The sequence below is a fragment of the Mariniflexile sp. TRM1-10 genome, from assembly GCF_003425985.1.
Classification (GTDB): Bacteria; Bacteroidota; Bacteroidia; order Flavobacteriales; family Flavobacteriaceae; genus Mariniflexile.
Genome location: NZ_CP022985.1, coordinates 602,385 through 626,194 on the forward strand (window position 1 = coordinate 602,385; position 23,810 = coordinate 626,194).

Consider the following 23,810-nt stretch of genomic DNA (forward strand, 5'->3'; position numbering starts at 1 on the left):
CTGTTTAAGTTTTATCCTTTGGCTCTTAATATTGTTTTATGTAATAGTTTAGCAAATCGGTAGTAGTTACTATACCTACCAAAACACCATTATCTACAACAGGCAGTGCATGAAACTCTCTTTCAGCTAAAATAGTAGCCGCTTCTTTTATAGTGGTATCGCTATTTATAGATACGATATGCTTACTCATCACCTGCTCTATTGTAAACGAATTATATACTACAGCATTTACATCATGCTCGTCCTTTGTGGTTTCAGCAAAACTAATTTTTAGTAAATCGGAATAACTTAACATCCCTATTATCACATCTGAACTAACAACTGGAATGTGTTTGATTCGGTGCTTATTAAAAAGCATTTCGGCTCTTTCTAAATTATCACCTCTTTTTAATGCAACAACACTTTTACTCATTATTTCTGAAACTGGTGCTCTTCGGTTCATTTTGTTTTTTATTAATTGAAAGATTAAATGATATTAAAACTGTTTTAACAAGTACTTTATAAGATCGGTAGTGGTAACAATACCAACTAATTTGTTATTATCCACAACAGGTAAAGCATGAAACTCTTTACTTGCTAAGATCTCTGCTACATCTTTTATTGAATTTGAAGTCGAAACCGTCACTATATGCTTCTTCATTACTTGTTTTATAGTAAACATATTATATACCATGGCATCGGCATTAGCATCGGAATCTGAATTATCTGTAATATCTGCGAAACTAAGTCGAAGTAAATCTGTATAACTTAGCATGCCTACAACGACATTGTCATTAACTACGGGCAAATGTCGTATATGGTGCTTTCTGAAAAGTCGCTCGGCTGTTTCTAAACTATCCTTCTTTTTTAATGTGACAACAGGTGCTGTCATTATCATTGAAATAGGCGCTTTACGTATCATGGCTTTTCAATTTTAGTTTTTACTATCACTAAAATTATAAAATCAAATTATAAAAAAGCATGATAAAAATCATGTAACCCAATGAATAAGTTTGTACCATTAAAATAATAAACGCCACCTGTTAGCAATTAATTTTTATAAAATAAAAATTGTTCACTATCTTATGGAGATATAACTTATTTAGGAGTGTATGCTGTGCACTTCCCCAAATTTTTAGTCTTAGTATATATAACTAAATATTAAAACTAAATATGTATGAAAAGAAAAAATTATTTTATGAAAAGTATGGCATTACTTTTTGTAGCGAGCATGGCACTATTTGCTTGCTCAAACGAAACACTACTTGACCCACAAACAGAGGCAGCAAGCATATTGCAAGAAAGCGCTAAAACAAGTTCTAAAAAAACCTCTGACACTAGGTTAGTTTTTACGACCAACCTTAGTGGTGCCAATGAAGTTCCTGCTAATGATTCTAAAGCTACCGGACAAGCTATTGTTGCTATAAGCAAAGACGAAAGCACCATTCACTATAAGTTAATTACAGCCAACATTGAAAATGTAAGGTTTGCTCATTTCCATTTGGCTCCAGTGGGCGTAAACGGAGGTGTTGTGGTTACATTATATGTAAATCCGAATGAACAGCCTTCCGGTCCAGCGAATGGTATTTTAGCAGAGGGTCATATTGCGGCTGAAGACATAACCGGTTCACTTGCAGGCGACATGCCAGGTCTTATAAGCGCCATGAGAAATGGGCTTATTTATGTAAATGTTCACACCTTTCCAACATTTGGCGGAGGCGAAATCAGAGGCCAGCTTTAAAGATTTGAGGCTAAAAGTCAAAGTCTATTTAGAAGTTAATTGTCACATTGAGCGCAGTCGAAATGCATTGGTAATCTGACCAACAAGGTTTTCGGCTGCGCTCAAACTGACATTGGGAGTTTACTTTTTATACAGTCTCATTTATATTGGTTCATTTAAAAAAGTCAAGATGAGTTCAATAATTAATAACATTAAAATTGAGCATTTGTTTTACTTTATCATAGACCTGCGGAAATTGCGACCTAAACTCTTTAGGTGTTTCAATAAAATTCTCAATGATTACAGCAACAAATTCAAACTGATTTGTGAAGGCATATTTCCTAAAATAATCCGACTCCTTTAATTTATTTCTTAAAGCTTCATTTGAAGCTAACATGCCCGACAACTCCTTAAACGAATCGCTAAAAATAGTTGAACTTACATCACGTTCTTTAATACTGTTAATATGTATGGCATGGGTAAACTCGTGTATGCCTAAATTAACATTATCATTATCGGCGTTAAATCCCTTTATAAAATCTTCCCATGAGAGTACTAAAGCGGCTAGCCTAGGGTTGAACTCTCCTTTATGATATGCTTTATTTGTTTTAGAATAAAAAGCGTTTGGGTATATGACGATTTTAGAAATTAAACCAATATAAAAATCCCGAAAACCAAACGTAAGCATAACAGCTGTTGCCGAAATTAGAACTTTTTTTTCATCATTAATTACAACACCATCTCTACCAATAAAATCTTTATCTTTAATAAAAGACGCCACACGGTGTTCAAAGTATTTTTTCTCTGTATTATTAAGTTTTTTATAAAATGAAAATTGATGCTGTAAAATATCTTTTTGCCTTTGATTTAAACGCCTTAACCGGAAATAAAAATGGTTATATAATGGTTTTTTTTGCTTTAGCACATAACCCATTTCTATCATTTTGAAGATATAACTCAAAATAATATAGGACAATATGACTAACAAAACTCCAATAAGAATTTTGCCGCCTAAAGTAAAGTCTTTAATAACCAGTAGGTTTAACATCAAGTAAAAACGTCTATTTTAAAAATTAATTATATATCAATACTATTTAATCTTTGAAACAACTAAGGGTCTTTATTAGGATCCTTTCAAATCTCTCAAATGGCACAAAGCTTAAAAGTACAAAACCTGAGCTTAAAATATTGAATTTTAAGCTCAGGTTTTTGATGAAGATTTTATTTGATAGAATTCTTTTTTTTGCTAAAAAGACTTATTTATGTTGGGCAATGAAGCTTTTTATTAAAAAAACAATATATGGATACACTTTTGAACAGTTTGGTATTTTGGGAATCTTATATTAAAGATGATTCAAAATAAGCGGTTTATAAAACATGAAACTGCTTATTTTGAAAATTGTTGTCAACTTTTAAAACTTAGTTTTTTACTTTGAATACTTTTTCTAAAATAGTATCCATTAAACACCATTTTGTTAATGATGATTGCAATAAATTGGCACCTACAAAAGCTGTAAACCACAACCAGTTTTGATTGACATATATAGCAAGTAATAAGCTTATTAGTATAAAGCTACCTGCAATGCCCCTAACGATTCTATTTTTCATTTTGAATAATTTTAATTTGATTTTTCTATATTTATAACGGCTACATGAATTTGTGACAAGCTTTCTTGTTGCTGGTTGAAATTATCGATTAATTCAAACAGCATGTCAACATTTTCCTTCTTGACAAATGCATAGAAAAGAATGGATTCCGTTTGGTTCATCTCACTCGAAAACCAATTAGATTCAACAGCATCTTCTGTGCTATCCCTATAACCTGTAACATCTCTAAATGAGAATGTCTTCACATCGGCTTCTTTTAATTGGAGTTTAATGTCGTTTTCAAACTCTTTGATTGCGGTAATAATAACTAGTTTCATTTCTTTGATTATGTATTACATTACTTTGATTATATATTACATTAATTAATGTTCCCATTTTTTTCTTTCAGTGATGTAATAAATCAGCGGTACTACAATAAGAGTAAGAAGCGTAGAAACAATAGCTCCAGCTACTAATGATATAGCCAAACCTTGAAAAATCGGGTCAAATAAAATAATTGACGCTCCAATAACAACTGCTCCTGTAGTTAACAAAATAGGTGTTGTTCTTACGGCACCCGCATCTAAAATAGCTTGCTTTAAAGGAATACCATCGTTTAATCTTATCTCAATAAAATCGATTAGTAAAACAGAATTCCTCACCATAACACCCGCCAAGGCAATCATTCCAATAAAAGACGTCGCCGTAAAGAACGCTCCTAAAATCCAATGACCAAGAACAATTCCAACTAACGATAACGGAATGGCAACCATCATGACCAAAGGTGTTTTAAAGTTTTGAAACCAGCCAACAATTAACATGTAGATAATAACTATAACGATTAAAAATGCAGTTCCTAAATCGCGAAACACTTCTAAAGTAATTTGCCATTCGCCATCCCATTTCACGGTAAAATCTGTTTCTTCGGTAGGTGAGTCCATATACAGTTCGTTAATTTCATAACCTTTAGGCAATTTTATTTTCTGAAGTTTTTCATTCATCCCTAAAATGGCATATACAGGGCTTTCCAGTGCACCAGCCATATCTGCCAGTACATAAACAACACGTTTTTGATCTTTTCTGTAAATAGTTTTTTCTAAGGTTTCTTTTTTAACCGACACCAAATCACTTACAGGGATTACATGTCCTCGATTTCCTTTTATTTTCAGGTTTTGAATATCCTGGAGTGATGTTTTATCTTTATCATCTAAAGAAAGCACTATACTTACCTGGTCGTTTGATGTTTCGTCATATATATTGGCTATAGGATATTCTTGAAGTAAATATGTTAAGTTTCCAACCACTTGCTGCGGAGCAATACCATTAAGCATGGCTTTTTCTTTATCTACCACCAGACGGTATTCAACTTGATTCGCTTCAACCATCCAATCGGTATCAACCACATCAACAGTATGCTCTAAAATATTTTTAACTTGTTGGGCCACTTTTATTTGCTCATCATAATCTGGTCCATAAACTTCAGCTACTAATGTAGAAAGCACTGGTGGTCCTGGTGGAACCTCAACGATTTTTACATTGGCATGGTATTTTTTAGCGATTTTTTGAATATTTGGTCGTACCTTTTTTGCAATATCATGGCTTTGTAACTCCCTATCTTCCTTATGTAACAGATTTACTTGTATATCTGCCATATTGCTACCGCCTCGTAAATCGTAATGACGTACTAAACCATTAAATGTAATAGGTGCAGAAGCTCCAACATAATTTTGGTAATCTACAACTTCAGGAACGGTTTTTAAGTAGTGTGCAATTTCTTGGGTAACAACGGCCGTCCTTTCTAAAGTGGTGCCTTCTGGCATATCAATAACTACCTGAAATTCATTCTTGTTATCAAAAGGCAACATTTTAACAGCAACCGACTTGGTGAAAAACATGAGTACGGAACCAACAAGCAGTAAAGCAGTAATGGCGAACATGACATGACGTTTTTTAGAACTGTTTAAAAACGGCTGCTCAATTTTTTTATATATTTTGTAGATTTTACTTGTTTCTAATCCTGCTTCTTCTTTATGGGTTTGCCCCGCTTTTTCCTGCAATAAATGATAGCCTAAATAAGGCGTTACGGTTAATGCAACGAATAATGATAATATCATGGCAATAGATGCGCCAATAGGCATCGGACTCATATAAGGTCCCATCATCCCCGACACAAATGCCATTGGCAATATAGCGGCGATTACTGTAAAAGTGGCCAGTATGGTCGGATTCCCTACTTCATTGATGGCATAAATGGCAGCTTGTTTAAATGGTAAACGCTTCATCTTAAAATGCCTGTGCATATTTTCGGCAATAATGATACTATCATCTACCACAATACCAACCACAAATACCAAAGCAAATAATGTAATTCTATTTAATGTGTAACCCAGCATATAATAAGCAAATAAGGTCAATGCAAAGGTTAATGGTACCGAGAAAAATACCACCAATCCACCTCGCCAACCCATCGCCAACATGACCAAAATAGTTACAGCCAATATGGCAACGCCTAAATGCAATAACAACTCACCTACTTTATCTGATGCGGTTTCACCATAATTACGTGTCACATCAACATGGACATCACTTGGAATTAAAGTCGATTTTAATCCATCCATATGCGTTAATATCTTTTCAGATATTTTCATGGCGTCTGCCCCTTTTACTTTTGAAATTGAAATGGTAACAGCAGGATATTCTGATTTAAAGTCTTTAAAACCATCATTAGCTTGCCCAAAACCAAAAGACACATAACTTTTCGGTGATGAAGGACCGTCAGTAATAGCAGCCACTTGTTTTAAATAAACAGGCATATTTTGATTAACGCCAATCACTAAATCTTCAACATCCTCCTTGGTTTCCAAAAAGCGTCCGGTAGTAATTAAATACTCCGTATCATTATTAACAAAACTGCCGGATTGTGAGCTGCTGTTGTTGGCTTTTACCATTTGTATAATGCCCAAAGCATCCACGCCACTTTCTGCCATTTTATCTTTATCTAAAGACACTTTTAATTCCCTATTTCTACCACCAATAACTTTAGTAATGGAAACATCTTTTACTTTTTCAATTTCCGAAATTAATTCTTCAGCAATTTGACGCAATTGATAATCATCATAGTTTTCACTCCAAAGGGTTAATCCGAGCATGGGCACATCATCAATAGAACGTGTTTTAACTATAGGTTGGTAAACACCTTCAGGAAACATATTTTTGTGCTTCATCAACTCATCATATAGTTTTACATAAGAGCGCTCTGTATCTTCACCAACATAAAATTGAACCACCATAACCGCTTGACCATTCATAGCCATACTATGAATATGTTCAACACCTTTAATGTTTGAAATAATCTTTTCTAAAGGTTTTATAACCCGACTTTCAACCTCGCCCGGATTTGCTCCTGGATAACCAACCATAATGTCGGCCATAGGCACATTTATTTGTGGTTCTTCCTCTCTAGGAATAAGAAATGAACTATATATACCAATAATCATCAAGCCAATCATCAACAAAATGGTAAGTTTTGAGTTGATGAAAAAATGGGCAATTTTACCTGAAATTCCTTCTTGCATGTTCGTTTATTTTTGGGCGTTTTAACAGGCTATCCGCTGTATCTTTTTTACTTGTTCTCGATACCTTTCGTTACCTCAAGGCACTCAATCTGACGTAAAAAAGGATGCCGCTACTATCCTTAACGCGTTTTTAACTACTCCAAAGCCAAAAAGCCTTATGAACTAATTTTTTAACTTATTTTGATTTCTTTTTAAAGTCTTTTATCAAACTACCTGCCTTAAGGGGCTGGAGATGGGATTACCTTAGCCCCGTTAAACAATTTGCCATCAGCCGAAATAATATATCTTTCATTGGATGATAAACCAGATAATACTTCTACTTGATCACCAAACGTTCTACCTAAGCGCAACCAACGTAATAACGCCGTATGACTTTCACTAAGCGTATAAATTCCAGAAAGTTGACCTTTAGTAACAAGCACTTCATTAGGTATCAAAACCATTTCAGATTTTTCTTGAGCCTTAATTGGAAATTGAACCGTTACAAACATGCCGGATAGGATTGAAGCGTCTGTTTTATCTAAAGCCACTTTCACCATATATTGTCCACCCGTATTTTTTGCAGAACTACTTACTTCGGTAACCTTACCTTCAACCGCTTTGCCAATTGATTTTACAAGGATATTGACAGGAGTTCCTGAATTAATTTTTGAAATGTCACTTTCTGGCACACTAGCCACCACTTCAAATTTCCCTGGTGTCTCTATAGCTATTAAAGGCATTCCTGGGTTTGCCATATCACCATTTTTAATGAATTTACCTGTAACAACACCATCAAAAGGCGCACGAATGTTAGCATAAGCAAATTGGGCATCTACTTCATTTTTCATTTGTTTTGCACCTTCCAATCTGGCTTTAGCCATATTATAATGCGCTGTTATGTCATCAAATTCCTTTTGAGATGCGCTATTTTCTGCAAACAAATTTTTAAAGCGGTTATAATCTTTTTCAGCATTTGTAAAGGCTGCTGTCGCTTCTGATATGCCTGCATTAACTTGTGACAGTTTAGCTTGTAAATCTGAATTATTAATAGCAACTAGTAACTGACCTGTTTTTACATAATCACCAACATTTACAGGCGTGTTCGTAATAAAACCCATCATGCGTGTACTTAAATTGGCACTTTTAACGGCTTGTATGGTTCCGCTAGCTGTTAAAAACGGTCTGTTACTATTTTCATTTATTGTGCTTACTTTTACCGGAATTGGCGGATTCCCTGCTATTGGTTTTTTCTCTTCACTACCACAGCTTACTGCTAAAAATGTGAATGCTAAAAAGGCTATTGTATGTTTAGTTTTCATCTATTTATTTTTTATTATTTTTAGAAGTTAATGTCATTCGCCAATAATCTTTTTGTTGATAGCAACATCATTGACATGGCTCGTTTCCTAGTTTTCATTAAGCTTTAGTTAAAAATTGTAAGTATGCTTGCGCATAGTTATACTCAAAAATGGTTTGGTAATATTCTAATTGTTTTTGTGCGAACTGTGTTTCTGCTATTAATAAGTCTGATGTTTTTTCCAAGCCTTCTTCAAAACGATTTGTTCTAATTCTTAAAGATTCATGGGATTGTTCCATGGCAAGTTTTGAAAGCTGTAATTTGTTTTCAGCATCCATAAACATACGTTTGGCTTTATTCAATTCTAACTGACTTTGTGATAGATATTGCTCGTATTGTAGTTTTGATTTTTCATATGCAGCGCTACTTTTTTGAGATTTCCCAAAACGCTTAGTACCATCCAAAATAGTCCAACTTAATTGGACACCCACTAAATAGCCATTCGCATCACCTTGAAAAACGTTGTCATCATATAATTCATAACTTCCAAAAGCATTTAAAGTAGGCAGAAACGTCATTTTATCAGCTTTGTTCATGCTTTCATAGGCGTTGGATGCTAATTGCATGGCTTTAATATCTGAACGTTCTGTGGATACTTGAGATGCTGCAACTAAATCAAAATTGTTGATCGTTAAACTATCTGTAGGTTTTAGTAGAGCATTGCTGGTATCGTTCATAAGGAATGATATATAATCTGAAGCGTTTTCAACATGACTCTTAGCCATTTGTAGCTGATTCTTCACCTCAGTAACTCTAACTTCTACAGCCAACACATCGGCTTGTTGTAAATAGCCTTGTTTAAAGCTGTTATCTGCTAATTTTTTATTTGATTCTGCTGCTTGAAGTGCCTTTTTTAAAACATCCACTGCTTTATAAGCTAATTGCAATTGCATATACGCTTTATTGACTTCAAACATCAAATAGTCATTGGTTCTTTCGATTTGAAAAGTCATGGCTTCCATCTTACTTTTAGCTGCTTTGCGCTGATAAAGCCCATCCATATTTATAAGTGGTTGTTTCACTTCAATGCGTGTTGCAAAATTTTGGGTTTGATCAGGATCATTTAATAATGCTGGGTTGAAATCATTGGCAGTCAATAGTTCCTGATTTAATTTTGAACCAAAAGCCATCAAAGGATTGGTTGTAGAAATCCCTGTATGGGACACTGCTATGTTTGGTAAAAAAATGGCATTGGTTTGTCTGTAATCTGCTCTAGCTTGATTGAAATCCTCTTTTGAAATTTTAATGGTTTGATTACCTTCTTTAACCCTGTTTAACACATCTGCTTTAGATATTGGAATAATATCTTGAGCATTAAGAATAGAAACAAAACTTAAAAAACAAAAAGTTAAAATGTATAAGTTGTTTTTCATTTGTTGATTTATTGTTTTTTATTATCAAATTGAAAGAGCCTTGAATTACTTTCGTTGATTGCAATCTCTATATTATGGCTCATTTAAATTATTATTTAACAGAGCAAATGTAGAGGTGTTTTTAAAGTCCTTTGGTAACCTATGTTACTTAGCATGGTAACTTATGTTACTTAATTACTGTAAAATATATTATTGATAATAACAATACAATGTAAAGATTGATAATGAAAAAAAACATGACTTTTGTTACCTAATAGCATATTATTCAATAACATACTGTTGAATAAAAAAAATCCTAAAAACTACAGCCTTTGCAATGTCAAAATTTGAGAAGAAGCTGTTTTTCATAATTCTTTTCATACAGCGAAAAATCATGGCATCAAAAACATCAATTTTATTCAATTAGTGGACTTATAAATGTGATTTGGTTCGTCATTAATTATAGATAACTCTGGAAGAACTGCAAACCATCGGCTCTGACTAAACTTTTAAAGCTTCGGTTAGATCGACTTAATAGAAGAATTCTAAATAATTGATACCCAGAATTAAAAGCTAAATTTTTATTTTTATAGCCTCATGTAAGTAATTGTAAATCAGACAGATTTATCCTTATCATCAATTGTTTTTAGACTCCGTTTTTTATAATTCGCTTAATTTAAGTTGTCTTCTATGTATTTGTTTGATAATAAACATAATATATGAATATTCAGCAAAATGAAAAACTTATCTTACAAAGTATTAAGTCTATTTAACAAAAAAAATGTTTATGTTTCTTACTTTTTTGTATAAATTAGTCGCGCCAATATTTAATAATTTAAAAATGACATTCTCCCCAGTCTGGATTTTTATCGAAACCCATATATAGATCTATAATTCCCATTTAACTTAACCCTTATAAATAATTCATGAAGAAATCCCTTTACAGTATGGTTCTATTGCTTGTCTGCAATATAGCATCAGCTCAGGTCGGCATAAATAACACAGCACCAAAAGCAACACTTGACATCACAGCAAAAACGACTGATGGTAGCACACCGGAAGGTCTCCTTGTACCCAGACTTACAGGTGACGAAATTAAATTAGCAGATGCTATGTATGGTACCGACCAAAAAGGAACTTTTATCTATGCTACAGCAGCTGTTACTGTAGCCAGTACAAAAACAGCAAACATTACAGCGGAAGGTTATTATTTTTTTGACGGAAGCATTTGGCAGGAAGTAGGCAGTAATGCTATAAACTATACAGCAGGGAACGGACTCACTTTAAATGGTACTGAAACGGAACTGGGAGGTACACTTAATAAGAGCACTATTATAACCCAGGGAAATTTTCCGCTTGCCTTTACCTCATCAGCTACCAATGGTTTTTCTGTTGATGGCACAACATGGTCCGTAGATGCCGCCAACAACAGGGTTGGTATAGGTACGGCATCTCCGACTGCACCTTTGGAAATCAATAATGGTTCGACAGCAGGCGCCCTTAAAATTATCGACGGAACACAAGGGTTGGGCAAAGTGCTGTCCAGCGATGCTGATGGTGTCGCTACCTGGTCGACAACGGTTGTGACTGCATTTGCCAATGATTGGACTCCCTATTCCGGAACTCTTGTAGACCCTTTCACGGGTGGTACCGGAGGTGCCGGTCTTAATACAGGACTGAGTGTGGTCATTCCTGAACAAGGATGGTATTTTTTCCGTTGTGGCCTTACAATTCAGTCAGGATGTAATGATTATAGTTTTTATATTAATGGCATTGGAGATGTTTGGAAGACATATTGCAATGTTGCAGATACTCAAATGATGTCTCCTCGAGACCAGAGTCGGGTACTTTATTTTTCCACTGCGGGAACATATACTGTTCTTGCAGCAAAAACTAATGGAGTTGTTCCAAACAACTTTAATATGGGCAACCCTGCGTTTTATCTAGATTTCGTAAAGTTCCAAAACTAGCAGATTAACAAGAAAGGGAGTAAACACTCAACCTTTATTCCCTCATTCTGCATAAAAGCAAATGACACTAAAACTCGCTGTCCGAAAAGTCTAATTAGGGGCAATGCCACATGGATCGTAGTCGAAACACCCTTTAATAAGCTATTAAAATTACTTGTTTGCCTCTCTATGCTATTCAACTGACACTTTGAATTCTACTGGCGATTAGCAAATATTTCAAACCAAAATGATTCAAATTTTATTAACTTATAAAAACCTAAAAACCATGCAATTAATAAAAATTACATGGTTTTGTTATTAAACAATTTTAGTTTTAGTGACCTTCCTCGTACGATTTTCGAATCATTTTTTAGAGGATTTAAGGAATTTAGCTTTAGGAGAATTAACATTATAATTCGTCAAAGATGATTCACTTTGTCTGCTCAATTCATATCTACCTACAATCAAATAGTATAAAAAAACGATTGCATTCTTCATTAGATTGGAGTATAAAACCCCATATGAAGCAGAACGAGAATTATATCAGTTAAAGTTTTATATGAACATCTTGGAATATGATTAAGCTTCGGTAATAAACTTAACTTACTACCAGCTTAATTAGTTTTCTATTCGCAATATTCTACACAGTGAATTTAATACTCTCTATTCTATCCAATCAAAAAATGAATGCCTATTTAAAAGAAATTGCTGGAGTTTGTGAAATTGAAAAAGAACTAACCATCCATATTGCCCGACACACTTTTGCAATAACTGTAACGCTCACTAATGGAGTTCCTATTGAAAGCGTTAGTAAAATGCTTGGACATAAAAATTTGAGAACTACTCAGCATTATGCAAAAGTTTTGGATAGAAAAGTAAGTGAAGATATGAAGATTTTGAAAGAGAAATTTACTATCAATTCAAAAAATCAAAAAACGCAAGCTTCCTAATTTTGGGAACTTGCGTTTTATACTACTTAACTTGAACTAATAACCTATAATTTATACTTCAACAAACTAGCTACAACATCATAATATTCCTTTTCTATTTCTAAATAGGAATTTTGAGAGTCATTGTAATAATTAAGCTCTACAAAATATTCCAAAACCGAAATTTGTCCTGCTGATAACGCTTTATCCAATAATTTTATAGGTTCAACAGATTGGTTTATTTTTTCATAATCAGCTAAAATACTTTTCAAACTTTCATAACGACCATAAAGCTGCTTTATTTCGTAATAATAGTCATTGGTATGGTCTGACAAAGCTCCTTCTGCATAAACCATTTTTGCTTTTTGAAGCTTAACGGTGTTTTTGCTTTCCCATAATGGTAATAAAATTCCTGTATGAATTCCGTTATAGGTTTGTCCTAAAATACCTTGATAATGATAACCGATTTCCATTTTTGGTAAGGCTAATGCTTTGCTTACTTCAATTTGTTTTTGAGCAATTACTTTTTCTTGTTCTAACGTTTTTCGAATATAATCTTGTGCTTCAATTTCCTTTTCCAAGGTTTCAAAATTTGGAATGACAGGAACATTAAAATACACAACATCAGTAAGAATTATTGCAGTTCCACCATTTAAACTTGTTAGTTTTTCATTGAGTTTTGCAATAGCAGAAGCATTGTCTTGAAACTGTTTTTTGATTTCTAACAATTGAATTTCGGCTTTGTTTACATCCAAAATAGTGCCATCGCCATTATCCAATTTCTTCTTGAAATTGGCCAACCACTTTTCAGTAGCTTCTTTTCTTTTAGTCAACGGAACTTGCAATTTATTTCGGTAAACCAATTCAATACAAATCTTTTTAGCTTCCAAAAGCAACTCTTGATTAGCCGCTTTCAATTGCAAATCGGCTTGAGTGCTTAATTGTTTAGCTAACTCGTTCTTCTTTCCATAAACAGTTGGGAAATCAAAAGATTGCGTTACAATAATATCTGTTTGATTTCCTGCATTGGCAGGACTTCCTTTTAAATAATCATACTCAATCGTTGGATTGTATAATGTATTACCTGTTTTGTATTGCACTTTTTGAGCATTCCAATAGTTCATATTGGCTTGAATGGTCTTATTGTTTTTAGCAATTTCAGTTAAAATAGTATCAATATTGGATTGAGAATATCCCAAACTAAATGACATCATTACTAAAAATAGAATTATGTTAGTTTTCATTTATTACTTTTTTTCGATTAGACAAATAATACACCACAGGAACAATAAAAATGTTCAATAAGGTTGAAGTCAATAAACCACCCAAAATAACTTTTGCCATCGGACTTTGAATTTCATTTCCTGGTAAATCACTTGCAATAGCTAGCGGAATTAAAGCCAATCCTGCGGTTAGTGCAGTCATTAAAATGGGACTTAATCGGTCTTTTGAACCTTGAATAACGGTTTCATAAAGCGATAATCCTTCTTTTTCTAAAGTTTCATAATGAGAAATTAATAAAACTCCGTTTCGGGTTGCTACACCAAACAACGTTATAAAACCAATAATAGCTGGAATACTCAAAATACCACTAGTAAAGTAAATACTGAAAACACCACCAATTAATGCCAAAGGTAGATTCAACAAAATGATGGAAGCTATTTTAACCTTTTTAAATTCTTGATATAGAATTAAGAAGATAACCAATAACGAAATAAGTGAAGTTAACACCAATGTTTTTGATGCTTCAGCTTCGGCTTCAAATTGTCCGCCATATTCGATATGATATTCTTCAGGTAATTTTACTTCTTCATTAATGATTTTTTGAATATCCGCTACAACACTTTTTTGGTCACGACCCGAAACATTCGCAGAAACAACCGTTTTACGTTGTACATTTTCTCTATTGATGGTATTTGGTCCCGATGTGCTTACAATATCGGCTACATAATACAATGGTATTTTTTTACCATCGTGAGTATCAATCATCGCATTTTTGATGTTTTCCATTTTGCCTTTGTTGGCATCATCAAAGCGAAGTATCAAATCGAAAGTTTTATTACCTTCATAAATTTCAGATACTTTTTCACCTGCAAAAGCCACGTCAACAAATTTATTGAACTGACCAATTGTAATTCCGTATTGGTTCAATAGATCACGTTTAGCTTTAATTTGAATTTGTGGGATTTCCACTTGTTGTTCCACACTCAAATCTACCAATCCTTCAATATTCTGAATTTTAGCTTTTATTTCATTAGAAAGTGTAAAAAGTTTATTCAAATCATTACCAAAAATCTTAATGGCAATATTGGCTCTCGTTCCCGATAGCATATGGTCGATACGATGTCCAATGGGTTGCCCAATAGTAATATTAGCTCCCGTAACTCCTGCTAGTTTTTCTCGAACATCAGCCATAAATTCCTCACGGCTTCTCTCGTCAAGTGTAAATGGTGCATCAATTTCGCCAGCATTTACACCTTGTGCGTGTTCATCGAGTTCGGCTCTTCCGGTTCTTCGGGTTGTAATTTTTATTTCCGGAACAGATAGTAATGCTTTTTCGACTTGCGTACCTATTTTGTTGCTTTCCTCTAATGATATTCCAGGCAGGCTAACTGCACTAATTACTAATGAACCTTCGTTAAATTCGGGTAAAAAACTTCTACCCAATTGGCTCATTACAAACAAGGAAACTAAAAATAAACCACCCGCAACAATCAATACTGCTTTTTTTATTTCCATAACTTTGTTCAAAGCATTGGAATATACTTTTTGCAAACGTTCTACCAGCCAACTTTCTTTGTGCTGTTTTAAAAGCATTTTATCATTAGTCAATAAGTAACTTGCCAATACAGGCGTTAGTGTGATTGAAACAATTAACGATGCAAACAACGCTACTATAAAAGCAATTCCAAGCGGAGCTAATAATTTCCCTACCATTCCTGATAAAAAAAACAAGGGTAAAAAGGCAACGATAATAATAAAGGTTGCATTAATAACGGAACTTCTAATTTCAAATGAACCATCAAAAATTACAGTCAGTTTGTCCTTTTGTTCTGATTTTGGTTTTAGGGCATTTTCTTTGAGTCGTTTAAACACGTTTTCCACATCAATAATAGCATCATCAACCAAATCGCCAATAGCAATTGCCATACCTCCTAAACTCATAGTATTGATGGTAAAACCAAGCCATTTTAAAGTTAATATCGCAACAATTAATGAAATTGGAATCGCCAATAAGGATATAAACGTTGCTCTCCAATTCATCAAGAATAAAAACAAAATGATGATTACAAAAGCAGTTCCTTCCAATAAAGTTTTCTGAATGTTACTGATGGAGGCATTAATAAAATCAGCCTGACGGAAAATTTTAGTATTAATATGCACATCTTTTGGCAAATTCTTCTGAATATCGGCAATCGAAGCATCAATAGTTTCTGTAAGTTCTAACGTATTGGTTGAAGGTTGCTTCATTACGGTCATAATTACAGCAGGTTCTCCTTTTAACGAACCATCACCAATTTTTAAAGAAGCCTCAATTTTAATTTCGGCAACATCTTCAATTTTGATGGGATTTCCATGCTGCATTTTAATTAAAGATTTGCCTAAAGCTTGAATTTCATTAGTTCTACCAATACCTTTAACGATGTATTCGTTATTGTATTCATTCATAAAACCACCAGAGGAATTACCATTGGCTTCTTCACTTGCTTTTAATAATTCATTCAGTGAAATATTATAATAGTTCATCTTTTGAGGCGAAGCCAAAATTTGATACTGCTTGTATTCTCCGCCAATTACAACTACTTGGGATACTCCGCCTGTTGCTAATAATCTTGGTCGTATCGTCCAATCGGCAATGGTTCGTAAATCAATTTGAGAAGTTTTATCTGCTGTTACACTGACCAACATAATTTCTCCCATGATAGAAGATTGTGGACCCATTGTAGGATTTCCAACTCCTTGTGGTAATTTTTCAGCTACTGCGGTTATTTTCTCATTTACAATTTGTCTTGCTTTGTAAATATCCGTGTCCCATTCAAACTCCACCCACACAATAGAAATTCCTGCAGAGGATGAAGAACGAACACGTCGAACATTGGTTGCACCATTTACCGAAGTTTCAATAGGAAATGTAACCAATTTTTCTACTTCTTCAGGAGCCATACCGTGCGCTTCAGTAAGTACAACAACTGTTGGAGCAGTCAAATCAGGAAACACATCTACTTCCATTTTTGAAGCAACAACGCTACCAAAAATCAACAGTAAAACCGATGCTATCACTACAAAAAATCGGTTTTGTAGTGAAAATTTAATTATTTTATTTAACATCTATGGAATTTTGAATTCTGAATTTTAAATTTTGAATTGAATAATCAAACATTCATCATTTAACATTCAAAATTATTTATTAATCATTATTCTGAGACGATTTGACTATTGCTGTAAGAATATTGATGAGTTGATCAACATCATCAATTAATTTTGAATAGTCTAAATCTACTAATTTACTTCTATCAAGCAATTGTAACCAATATTTTGTTTCTCTTGCTTCTTTTGATGAGATTGACATTTTTGCTGTAAAATCTTTTTTAGATATTGTAGCAGTTGCTTCCTGAACATTTGCGCCAATACTTGTACCACTTCGCAATAATTGCTTTGACACAACATATTCTTTCTGTTTCACCAACTGTTTGTATAACTCAATTATATGTAACGCAAAATCAAAAGACTTAGTTACTATAATATTTTCTTTCTTCATCCTTTCATAATTTAAAATTCAACATCCAACATTCAACATTCAACATTTCTAATGTTCGTGTCCGTGAGCAGGTAAGGCACCTGATGCACTAGATAATTTAATTTGATAACCTCCTTTTGTAACTACTCTTTCATTTTCAATTATTCCTGATACAACTTGGACATTTAAACCATCACTTGCACCTAGTTTTACTTCTCTTTTTTGGAAGCTTTCGCCACCAGTTTGCACATACACATAGAAAATTCCTTGTTCTTCAATTAAAGCAGAAACCGGAACAACTAAAGCATCAGCAATAGCTGAAGATTTAAGATAAATTTCAATAATCGAACCTGAAATCAATTGACCTTCGTTATTGATTTCAAAAGTTACAGGAATGAATGGAGTTGAAGCAGAGGCACTTTTCCCGTAAGAAACAATTTTACCATTTAAGTCAGTCGTATTATACACTACATCACTTTGAGGTGTTTTAAAATTAGCCGAAGTAATACTTGATAATCTACTAAAGTAGTTTTGAGAAACATTGGCTTGCACCAATAATCTTTTGTTTTTTGAAATAATAGCTAACGGTGTTCCTGAAGTTACAAATTGTCCTTCTGTAACTAAAATGTTTTTAACAAAACCCAGCATTGGAGCTAACACATTCTGACCTTTGCCACTATAATTTTTAGAAACGGTGTTGTAGGCAGTTTGTGCATTTTCAAATTGTAGCTTCACTTGTTGATGGTCTTTTTCAGAAACAATTTTATCAGCAACCAATAATTTAGAACGCTCATAATCTGCTTTAGCTTTTAAATAATTGGCTTTAGCATCTTTTACTGAAGCATCAATATTACTCTCTGTCATATCAGCTCCAGTAATGGTAAAAAGCGAGTTACCTGAATTTACAGCAGAGCCTACAATAGTATTTTTTCCAGAAAAAACAACTACACCACTAGCTTTAGCAGTAACAATCATTTCGTCTCCAGGAGCAGAAAGGATTTGACCACTTGTTTTAATGACATCATTAAAAGTCTGTTTTTTAATCGCTTGATTAGCAAATTCCACTTTCCAAGTTTGCTCTTTTAGAAAAGAAATATCTGTACTTTCTGAATGAGGCGCTTGTTTAGTAATAGCTGTCTTTTCATCTGAATAAACAACTACATTTTCAATAGTGATTTTATCAGTAAAATCTTCGGTAACGATATCAAAAACCAATGTTCCTGTTCCTGCTGTTTTTGGACTTAAAGCCAAACGAAATATACCAGGAGAACTAGGAGCATCAATCACATTTTTAATGCCTTTGTTACCTACAATCAAACTGACAGTAATTTTAGCATCAGTCAAAGCTCTGAAGTTTTCACCTAAAACTGTAAAATGAGCCGCAAACTTTGAAGTTTCGCCTACAATCAAAGGTTTAAACTCAACAAATAGTTCTGAATTTTCGGTATAAAGGGTGTAAGCTAATGGTTCTAAATGAGCTTCGTGTTTAGTTCCTTCTTTGTTGTTGCAACTCGTAAATCCTATAAAGAATAAACTTAGAAGCAGTATTTTATTTATTATTTTCATATATTTTAATCATTTAGAAGATGCCCATAATGGTTGACATCGTGGGCATCAGGAATTAATTAATGGTCGTGTTCTTCTCCATTTTCGTGTTGGTGGTCGTGAGCTTCTTCTGTAGCTGTACTATCTTTACCAACAGTAAATTCTTCTTGTGAAACTGTATCTGTTTCGTGATTTGCATGTTCTTCACCATCAGCGTGTTGATGTGTTCCATCTGTGTGGTCATGTCCGTGTTCTTCAGTCTTTTTTTCGTTACAAGCAGTTAATAACATACCTGCAATTGCCATTGAAAACAATAATTTTTTCATTGTAGTTTTTTTAAAAAATTAATATATATGAAATGAGTATTAATGAAAATTGGTCGCAATCACAAAAGATGAAATGCGAATTCTATATGACCGATAAAGAAAAATAAATAGATACATATAAAAATAACTTAATGCCTGGAATAGGCAATAAGTGTCCTGTAATTCAAATAATGAATAGTTTAGCTAAAAAGTGTGGGTGGCCCACGAAATTGTAAGGAGTGTAAATGGGGTGAAATAAAAATGAGCGGTTCTTTATTCCGAACGACTTCTTTTTTATGATAAAGAGTAAAGTTTGTGGTACAATTTGAAGGGATTTCAAATGCCAATACTTCGCTAGAAACCTTTTTAATAATTTTAGTTACTTCCTCTATAGGATAGTTCGAAGAAGTATCTGAGTGGTGATTAAAATGGGAGAAAAAATGAGACAAACTGTTATCATCATTATGTTCTTCTTCATGATGATGGTGATGATGTTTTTCTCCATGGTGATGATGATGATTTTCTGCATGAGTATGCGGAAAAAGGCTATGTCCTAATTGTAGCGAACAAGCTAAAAAAAGAAAATAAATATAGATTTGCTTTTTTATCATCTTTACAAAAATAGCTATTTTTTTTTAAACCATTTATAATCAAATTGAAACTTGGTACTTCAATACATAAATTCAGGAATCTTATCATTCAAAAAACAGAAATCAAATCAAGCAATAATTCCCTTTAAAAAGGTTAAAAATATAGTGCTGAATTCCAGAATCAATCATTATAAAACCCAATAAAATCAGTACTTAAAATTATATTAAAAAAGGATGATAAGTTTACTGACCTAAACAAAAAAAGATGCCAAAGCATCTCTATTTCTTCCTACTCTTGCAATTATAAATCAAGAGCATTTTAAAACTATATTTTCTTATGTTCTATAATCAATCCATTTTCCGAAAAAGAAAATGTCCGTTCTTCAAAAATAGATTTCATTAGTAACCACACTTTGTCAACTAGGGTAAATTCTAAACCTTTGCTATAATCATTTTGAGTTAATTTCCCTGTAATAGTAACCTCGTCAAATCGAATGCTTTCACTTATACCTCGCCTAAAAAGATAACTTTCAGGAAGTTTGTAGCTTTTTGTTATTTCAATATCCACCTCCTTTTGATCTGCTATATCTAAACGAAAATCAGTTACATAATCATAAAAGGGAACGCGTTTTCCTTCTCTTAGTAAAATAAAATAGTTGAACAGATCAAATTCATCTTGTACGTCTAAGTTGCGATTATTGCCAAGATTGATTTGTAAAAGTTTCGGACGAGTAGCCCTGATGTTTAAATTAATTTGCAAAGTTGCTATCTCGATTTCCTTTGGGGTAGATTCATGATCTTTGTCGGTTGGTTCTCTTAATTCAACAAGTCCAATATTTTTAAATTTTGCATATTCCAGCCCATCTTTTGTAAAACCACTCTTTGTAACTATGACTCCTTTGCTTATGCCAGTATCCTCAATAATTGACGAAACTTTCATCACAACATCCTTATTTACTTTCTTCTTCCAATATTTACATTCTATGGCAGTTTCATAACTATGAATTCCATCGGAATGTGTCGTTAATACATCGATTTGATGACTTGTACCAGATTTACCTTTAACTTTACAGTTACTACCATAACCCTTTATCGTAACTCCAGATTGCTTTCCTAAAGTTTCGTAGATATATTTTGTAATTGATTCATAAGTTTTCCAATCTAATTTATTTGCTATAGACATGGTTGTTTCTTTAAAAGGAATGTTGCGGACTTCCGTTAAGTTACTTCAAAGATAAATATCATTTTGATATGGATTAAAACAAAAAGAAGATGCTTCTCAGTATCTTCTTTTTACATTAAGATTAAATTATGGCGCAATCCAATCAAAATCGATTAAATGCTCCAAATTGTCAGTTAATTTATTGTCAGGATTTGATCTTAAATATTTTCCATTGCTTCCATTAATCACTTGTACTATTTCACCAATTTTCCATTCTGCTCTAGAATAATCCCACATCCATGTTGTGGCACTATTACCTCTTATTTCTAAAAGCGCAATTGCTTCTACTTTTGTTTTTTTGATAGCTCTCGAAATAGTGGTTTCACCGACAGTATGAAAAGCATAATCGGTAATTACATTATTGGTATTCTTCCAAATCCCTGAAATTCTGTATTCTCCCATAATAAATATTTTTTATTTTGTAAAAGTATGTACAAAAATTTTAGCCTTTTTACGGTTTCCCGCAATCAATAAAAAAAGACACTTCTCAGCAACTTTCCTATTCCCTCTTCCTCCAGCTATCATCATGACATCCCTTTTTATGAAAATCTCGAGCCTTTATAACTATGATATAGAGCAGTTCCATTCAACACGGGCTTCATTGTTCGTGCTACGCACGCAACGAATCCCTTAGCTGTTAGCAGATGTTTTACTTATCACAATGTGAAATTTTATTTTTCCTTCTGAATTCTCCAAGTTGTTCCGCCCATTTACCAGAAATACTCAACAACTCGAAACAAAGAATCCTAAGAGAAACAGGAGTGAAGAATGAATTTCCTTTTCCCAATTCTGTATTTATAAATTCTAGAATATTTCCATGACAAATGTTATTTCTATGCCTGACGATTTCAACCATTTTTATGTTAGGCTTTACGCTTTCTAATTTTTCAATAAAGTCTGTTTCGTTTGGAAATGCAAGCGCTTCTATAGGTAATCCTAAATTTCTCGCATCCATAATTAAATTATTACTTAAAACCTTATACGGAGTTAATTCTACAAAGTCATTTTCGGAATTTTGAATTTGGGCGATTGTAATTCTTAAACTTGCTTCGATACCGTTTAAAAATGACGAAACAGCGGGAACATAAAATTCATTAAACATACAGTCAACTCCTTGTACGAAAAACCAATGAAATTCTGCTGCTGATAATCTTTCAAAAAAGAAATTTCTCATTGGAGACCAATCAGTGTTTAAATCAAAATGAAATTGGATATGTTCCGCTGCACTTTGCTCAAAAATTTCTTTTCTTGGTTGTATAGTTAAAAATGCTGACCATAGCTCATTCCATTTTTCAGTACTTGGTATTTGATTGAAGTTCATATCGTGTTTTAAAAATTTCTGATAACTAGCCTGTAGCTCTGTTTTTATCAAACCTATCAATCTAATTTTAGATGGATAGCTCTGCCAGCGGTCAAATTTTACTACTTATCAAATATATTTATTTTTTCTTACAAACCATCCTGAATTGAGAAGTCAGTATATAAAAAAAGATGCCGAAGCATCTTTTCCCAGTGGTATTGGATTAAATTAATAGTATTCCTTATTTATCTCTCTTCCTCCAGCTATCATTAGAACACCTACTTTTTATGAAGATATTAAGCCTTTATAACTATGATATAGAGCGGTTCCGTTTAACACGAGTTTCATTGTTCGTGATACGCACGCAACGAAACTCTAACTATTGTGTACAGTTGTTATTACTCATCTAAATTTGAATCTTGTTCATTGTCATCATTTTCTATAATCTGCTTCTGAGCAAGTCTTGATAACCAATCTTTCATTGATTTTGGTTTGTCTTGACTTGTTAGATTGGTGAAGTAGCGTATACTGTCTATTTCAGGATCTATAAATGCACACCAAATATTGCCAAACTTATTTAGAATAACTATTGATTCCATAATTGTATAAAGACCTTTAACACCCGCAGTAATGACTACTAATTCATTGTCTTCTTCATCTTTTTCAATACTAAACTGTTGAAAATTGTCAAGAAATACAGATAAATATTTTCCTGTCATTCGCTCAATTTCATTAAAATCTAATTCGTCCAAGTATCCATAATTAATAACCATTTCTGGTAAATGTTTATAATGTCCAGAGAATATGGAATTATGACCATGGAAAATTTTACAACCTTCACCTTCTTCGATTTCAATAAACCATTCTCCATTTTCTAATCTTCTTCGAAATATAATTTCGCAATCTTGATCGTCAAAAGTTTTAATTCTTGTATAGGCTGAATGCGGTGTCACTATTTGTGCTTTACCAGATATTTGTCCGCTCCTTGCACCGTCCCATATTATGATGCGGAAAAAGAAAGCATCTGAGGATACTCGGTTAATAAGTAATTTACCACCATGAATTTTAATTTTAGATTCTATACTCCAATTTCCCCACCAAACAATTTTTTCCTTTGTGATGTAATCTTTGTTGTAGTGTTTAAGGGCTTCTTGAAAAACACCTGTTAATTGTTTTTTAAGCTTATTTTTCTCATCAGCTTTACCTTCAATTGTACTGTCCAAATGGTATTGCAAAATACGTCTTCCACGCAAATCAAAAGGAAGCTTTTCTATATTTCCAAAAGCGGTATTTTGGATCATAATTATTCGATCCCAACCTAATATGGCAGATGCAAAACCCAATTCATATAATACGTTGGGATTTGGGGTTGGTCGCCCAGTTGAAGATAAATTAATAATGGATATATCACAGACAAAAATATCAGATTTTGCTATCTTTCCTGTAATTGATTCGACAATTGATGGACTGCCAGGCATTCCAAATGTATCACGATCAACAACTGCATCTAATGAAAAATTTTCGTCTTTAGAAAAAGCTTTGGTTGCTTTATCAAGTACATCTTGGATAAAAGAGCGATTATATCTATTTTCCAAGTCAGATTGCCAAGAATAAAATACCGTATAATTCATGAATCAATGTTGTTAGGTTACAATTGTACACAACTAGTTTATATGTATG

21 protein-coding genes are annotated in these 23,810 nt (G+C 33.2%); 3 read left to right on the forward strand and 18 right to left on the reverse strand.

Annotation, left to right across the window (positions count from 1 at the left end; all coding sequences use genetic code 11):
- Positions 1 to 25: 25 nt before the first annotated feature.
- Together CJ739_RS02870 and CJ739_RS02875 are read right to left on the reverse strand one after the other, a co-directional pair.
- Complete coding sequence (locus CJ739_RS02870) at positions 26 to 442, reverse strand: CBS domain-containing protein (protein ID WP_117172547.1); 417 nt, start codon at positions 440 to 442, stop codon at positions 26 to 28.
- A gap of 33 nt (positions 443 to 475) precedes the next feature.
- Positions 476 to 901, reverse strand: coding sequence for a CBS domain-containing protein (locus tag CJ739_RS02875; RefSeq protein ID WP_117172548.1), 426 nt, complete (start codon positions 899 to 901; stop codon positions 476 to 478).
- A gap of 255 nt (positions 902 to 1,156) precedes the next feature.
- Between CJ739_RS02875 and CJ739_RS02880 the strand changes: the two genes are divergently transcribed.
- Entirely contained in the window at positions 1,157 to 1,720 is a 564-nt protein-coding gene (locus tag CJ739_RS02880; protein WP_205419385.1) for a CHRD domain-containing protein, read from the forward strand.
- A 175-nt stretch (positions 1,721 to 1,895) separates the two neighbouring features.
- On the opposite strand, the gene CJ739_RS02885 is transcribed toward CJ739_RS02880, so the two are convergent.
- The 6 genes from CJ739_RS02885 to CJ739_RS02915 all read right to left on the reverse strand — a co-directional run bounded on the left by CJ739_RS02885 (position 1,896) and on the right by CJ739_RS02915 (position 9,573).
- Positions 1,896 to 2,747 (reverse strand): zinc-dependent peptidase, encoded by an 852-nt coding sequence (locus tag CJ739_RS02885; RefSeq protein ID WP_117172549.1) that lies wholly within the window; start codon positions 2,745 to 2,747, stop codon positions 1,896 to 1,898.
- Between the two features lie 371 nt (positions 2,748 to 3,118).
- Positions 3,119 to 3,307, reverse strand: a complete 189-nt coding sequence (locus tag CJ739_RS02895) for a YgaP family membrane protein (RefSeq protein ID WP_117172551.1) — start codon at positions 3,305 to 3,307, stop codon at positions 3,119 to 3,121.
- A gap of 11 nt (positions 3,308 to 3,318) precedes the next feature.
- Complete coding sequence (locus tag CJ739_RS02900; protein WP_117172552.1) at positions 3,319 to 3,624, reverse strand: hypothetical protein; 306 nt, start codon at positions 3,622 to 3,624, stop codon at positions 3,319 to 3,321.
- A 45-nt stretch (positions 3,625 to 3,669) separates the two neighbouring features.
- Positions 3,670 to 6,861 carry an efflux RND transporter permease subunit gene (locus CJ739_RS02905; protein WP_117172553.1) on the reverse strand — a complete coding sequence of 1,064 codons (3,192 nt, stop codon included), beginning with the start codon at positions 6,859 to 6,861 and terminating at the stop codon, positions 3,670 to 3,672.
- A gap of 218 nt (positions 6,862 to 7,079) precedes the next feature.
- The gene (locus CJ739_RS02910) at positions 7,080 to 8,162 is read right to left on the reverse strand and encodes an efflux RND transporter periplasmic adaptor subunit (protein WP_117172554.1); all 1,083 of its coding nucleotides are present in this window, start codon (positions 8,160 to 8,162) and stop codon (positions 7,080 to 7,082) included.
- Between the two features lie 97 nt (positions 8,163 to 8,259).
- On the reverse strand, positions 8,260 to 9,573 hold the full coding sequence (locus tag CJ739_RS02915; RefSeq protein WP_117172555.1) for a TolC family protein: 1,314 nt from the start codon (positions 9,571 to 9,573) through the stop codon (positions 8,260 to 8,262).
- 905 nt (positions 9,574 to 10,478) lie between these two features.
- Between CJ739_RS02915 and CJ739_RS02920 the strand changes: the two genes are divergently transcribed.
- Entirely contained in the window at positions 10,479 to 11,522 is a 1,044-nt protein-coding gene (locus CJ739_RS02920) for a phage tail-like protein (protein ID WP_162880111.1), read from the forward strand.
- Between the two features lie 626 nt (positions 11,523 to 12,148).
- Entirely contained in the window at positions 12,149 to 12,451 is a 303-nt protein-coding gene (locus tag CJ739_RS02925; RefSeq protein WP_409446058.1) for a tyrosine-type recombinase/integrase, read from the forward strand.
- A 44-nt stretch (positions 12,452 to 12,495) separates the two neighbouring features.
- On the opposite strand, the gene CJ739_RS02930 is transcribed toward CJ739_RS02925, so the two are convergent.
- The 10 genes from CJ739_RS02930 to CJ739_RS02975 form a co-directional block, all read right to left on the reverse strand.
- Positions 12,496 to 13,674, reverse strand: a complete 1,179-nt coding sequence (locus CJ739_RS02930) for a TolC family protein (protein ID WP_117172558.1) — start codon at positions 13,672 to 13,674, stop codon at positions 12,496 to 12,498.
- Entirely contained in the window at positions 13,664 to 16,759 is a 3,096-nt protein-coding gene (locus CJ739_RS02935) for an efflux RND transporter permease subunit (RefSeq protein WP_117172559.1), read from the reverse strand. Before CJ739_RS02935 ends, CJ739_RS02930 begins: the two co-directional genes overlap by 11 nt.
- A 79-nt stretch (positions 16,760 to 16,838) precedes the next feature.
- Positions 16,839 to 17,189 (reverse strand): four helix bundle protein, encoded by a 351-nt coding sequence (locus CJ739_RS02940; RefSeq protein ID WP_117172560.1) that lies wholly within the window; start codon positions 17,187 to 17,189, stop codon positions 16,839 to 16,841.
- 48 nt (positions 17,190 to 17,237) lie between these two features.
- A complete protein-coding gene (locus CJ739_RS02945; protein ID WP_117172561.1) occupies positions 17,238 to 18,734 on the reverse strand; it encodes an efflux RND transporter periplasmic adaptor subunit in 1,497 nt (498 codons plus the stop codon).
- 59 nt (positions 18,735 to 18,793) lie between these two features.
- Positions 18,794 to 19,039, reverse strand: a complete 246-nt coding sequence (locus CJ739_RS02950) for a hypothetical protein (protein WP_117172562.1) — start codon at positions 19,037 to 19,039, stop codon at positions 18,794 to 18,796.
- Positions 19,040 to 19,218: 179 nt separating this feature from the next.
- Positions 19,219 to 19,629 (reverse strand): hypothetical protein, encoded by a 411-nt coding sequence (locus CJ739_RS02955; RefSeq protein ID WP_117172563.1) that lies wholly within the window; start codon positions 19,627 to 19,629, stop codon positions 19,219 to 19,221.
- 304 nt (positions 19,630 to 19,933) lie between these two features.
- Positions 19,934 to 20,791, reverse strand: coding sequence for a restriction endonuclease (locus CJ739_RS02960; protein WP_117172564.1), 858 nt, complete (start codon positions 20,789 to 20,791; stop codon positions 19,934 to 19,936).
- Between the two features lie 126 nt (positions 20,792 to 20,917).
- Positions 20,918 to 21,232 carry a DUF3892 domain-containing protein gene (locus CJ739_RS02965; protein WP_117172565.1) on the reverse strand — a complete coding sequence of 105 codons (315 nt, stop codon included), beginning with the start codon at positions 21,230 to 21,232 and terminating at the stop codon, positions 20,918 to 20,920.
- 247 nt (positions 21,233 to 21,479) lie between these two features.
- Positions 21,480 to 22,202 (reverse strand): hypothetical protein, encoded by a 723-nt coding sequence (locus CJ739_RS02970; RefSeq protein WP_205419386.1) that lies wholly within the window; start codon positions 22,200 to 22,202, stop codon positions 21,480 to 21,482.
- A 326-nt stretch (positions 22,203 to 22,528) separates the two neighbouring features.
- Positions 22,529 to 23,761, reverse strand: coding sequence for a hypothetical protein (locus CJ739_RS02975; protein WP_117172566.1), 1,233 nt, complete (start codon positions 23,759 to 23,761; stop codon positions 22,529 to 22,531).
- Positions 23,762 to 23,810: the final 49 nt, after the last annotated feature.

Bases quoted from the DNA above. Each gene is read 5' to 3' on its own strand.
- CJ739_RS02870 (WP_117172547.1), bottom strand. From the start codon at position 442: ATGAACCGAAGAGCACCAGTTTCAGAAATAATGAGTAAAAGTGTTGTT.
- CJ739_RS02875 (WP_117172548.1), bottom strand. From the start codon at position 901: ATGATACGTAAAGCGCCTATTTCAATGATAATGACAGCACCTGTTGTC.
- CJ739_RS02880 (WP_205419385.1), top strand. From the start codon at position 1,157: ATGAAAAGAAAAAATTATTTTATGAAAAGTATGGCATTACTTTTTGTA.
- CJ739_RS02885 (WP_117172549.1), bottom strand. From the start codon at position 2,747: ATGTTAAACCTACTGGTTATTAAAGACTTTACTTTAGGCGGCAAAATT.
- CJ739_RS02895 (WP_117172551.1), bottom strand. From the start codon at position 3,307: ATGAAAAATAGAATCGTTAGGGGCATTGCAGGTAGCTTTATACTAATA.
- CJ739_RS02900 (WP_117172552.1), bottom strand. From the start codon at position 3,624: ATGAAACTAGTTATTATTACCGCAATCAAAGAGTTTGAAAACGACATT.
- CJ739_RS02905 (WP_117172553.1), bottom strand. From the start codon at position 6,861: ATGCAAGAAGGAATTTCAGGTAAAATTGCCCATTTTTTCATCAACTCA.
- CJ739_RS02910 (WP_117172554.1), bottom strand. From the start codon at position 8,162: ATGAAAACTAAACATACAATAGCCTTTTTAGCATTCACATTTTTAGCA.
- CJ739_RS02915 (WP_117172555.1), bottom strand. From the start codon at position 9,573: ATGAAAAACAACTTATACATTTTAACTTTTTGTTTTTTAAGTTTTGTT.
- CJ739_RS02920 (WP_162880111.1), top strand. From the start codon at position 10,479: ATGAAGAAATCCCTTTACAGTATGGTTCTATTGCTTGTCTGCAATATA.
- CJ739_RS02930 (WP_117172558.1), bottom strand. From the start codon at position 13,674: ATGAAAACTAACATAATTCTATTTTTAGTAATGATGTCATTTAGTTTG.
- CJ739_RS02935 (WP_117172559.1), bottom strand. From the start codon at position 16,759: ATGTTAAATAAAATAATTAAATTTTCACTACAAAACCGATTTTTTGTA.
- CJ739_RS02940 (WP_117172560.1), bottom strand. From the start codon at position 17,189: ATGAAGAAAGAAAATATTATAGTAACTAAGTCTTTTGATTTTGCGTTA.
- CJ739_RS02945 (WP_117172561.1), bottom strand. From the start codon at position 18,734: ATGAAAATAATAAATAAAATACTGCTTCTAAGTTTATTCTTTATAGGA.
- CJ739_RS02950 (WP_117172562.1), bottom strand. From the start codon at position 19,039: ATGAAAAAATTATTGTTTTCAATGGCAATTGCAGGTATGTTATTAACT.
- CJ739_RS02955 (WP_117172563.1), bottom strand. From the start codon at position 19,629: ATGATAAAAAAGCAAATCTATATTTATTTTCTTTTTTTAGCTTGTTCG.
- CJ739_RS02960 (WP_117172564.1), bottom strand. From the start codon at position 20,791: ATGTCTATAGCAAATAAATTAGATTGGAAAACTTATGAATCAATTACA.
- CJ739_RS02965 (WP_117172565.1), bottom strand. From the start codon at position 21,232: ATGGGAGAATACAGAATTTCAGGGATTTGGAAGAATACCAATAATGTA.
- CJ739_RS02975 (WP_117172566.1), bottom strand. From the start codon at position 23,761: ATGAATTATACGGTATTTTATTCTTGGCAATCTGACTTGGAAAATAGA.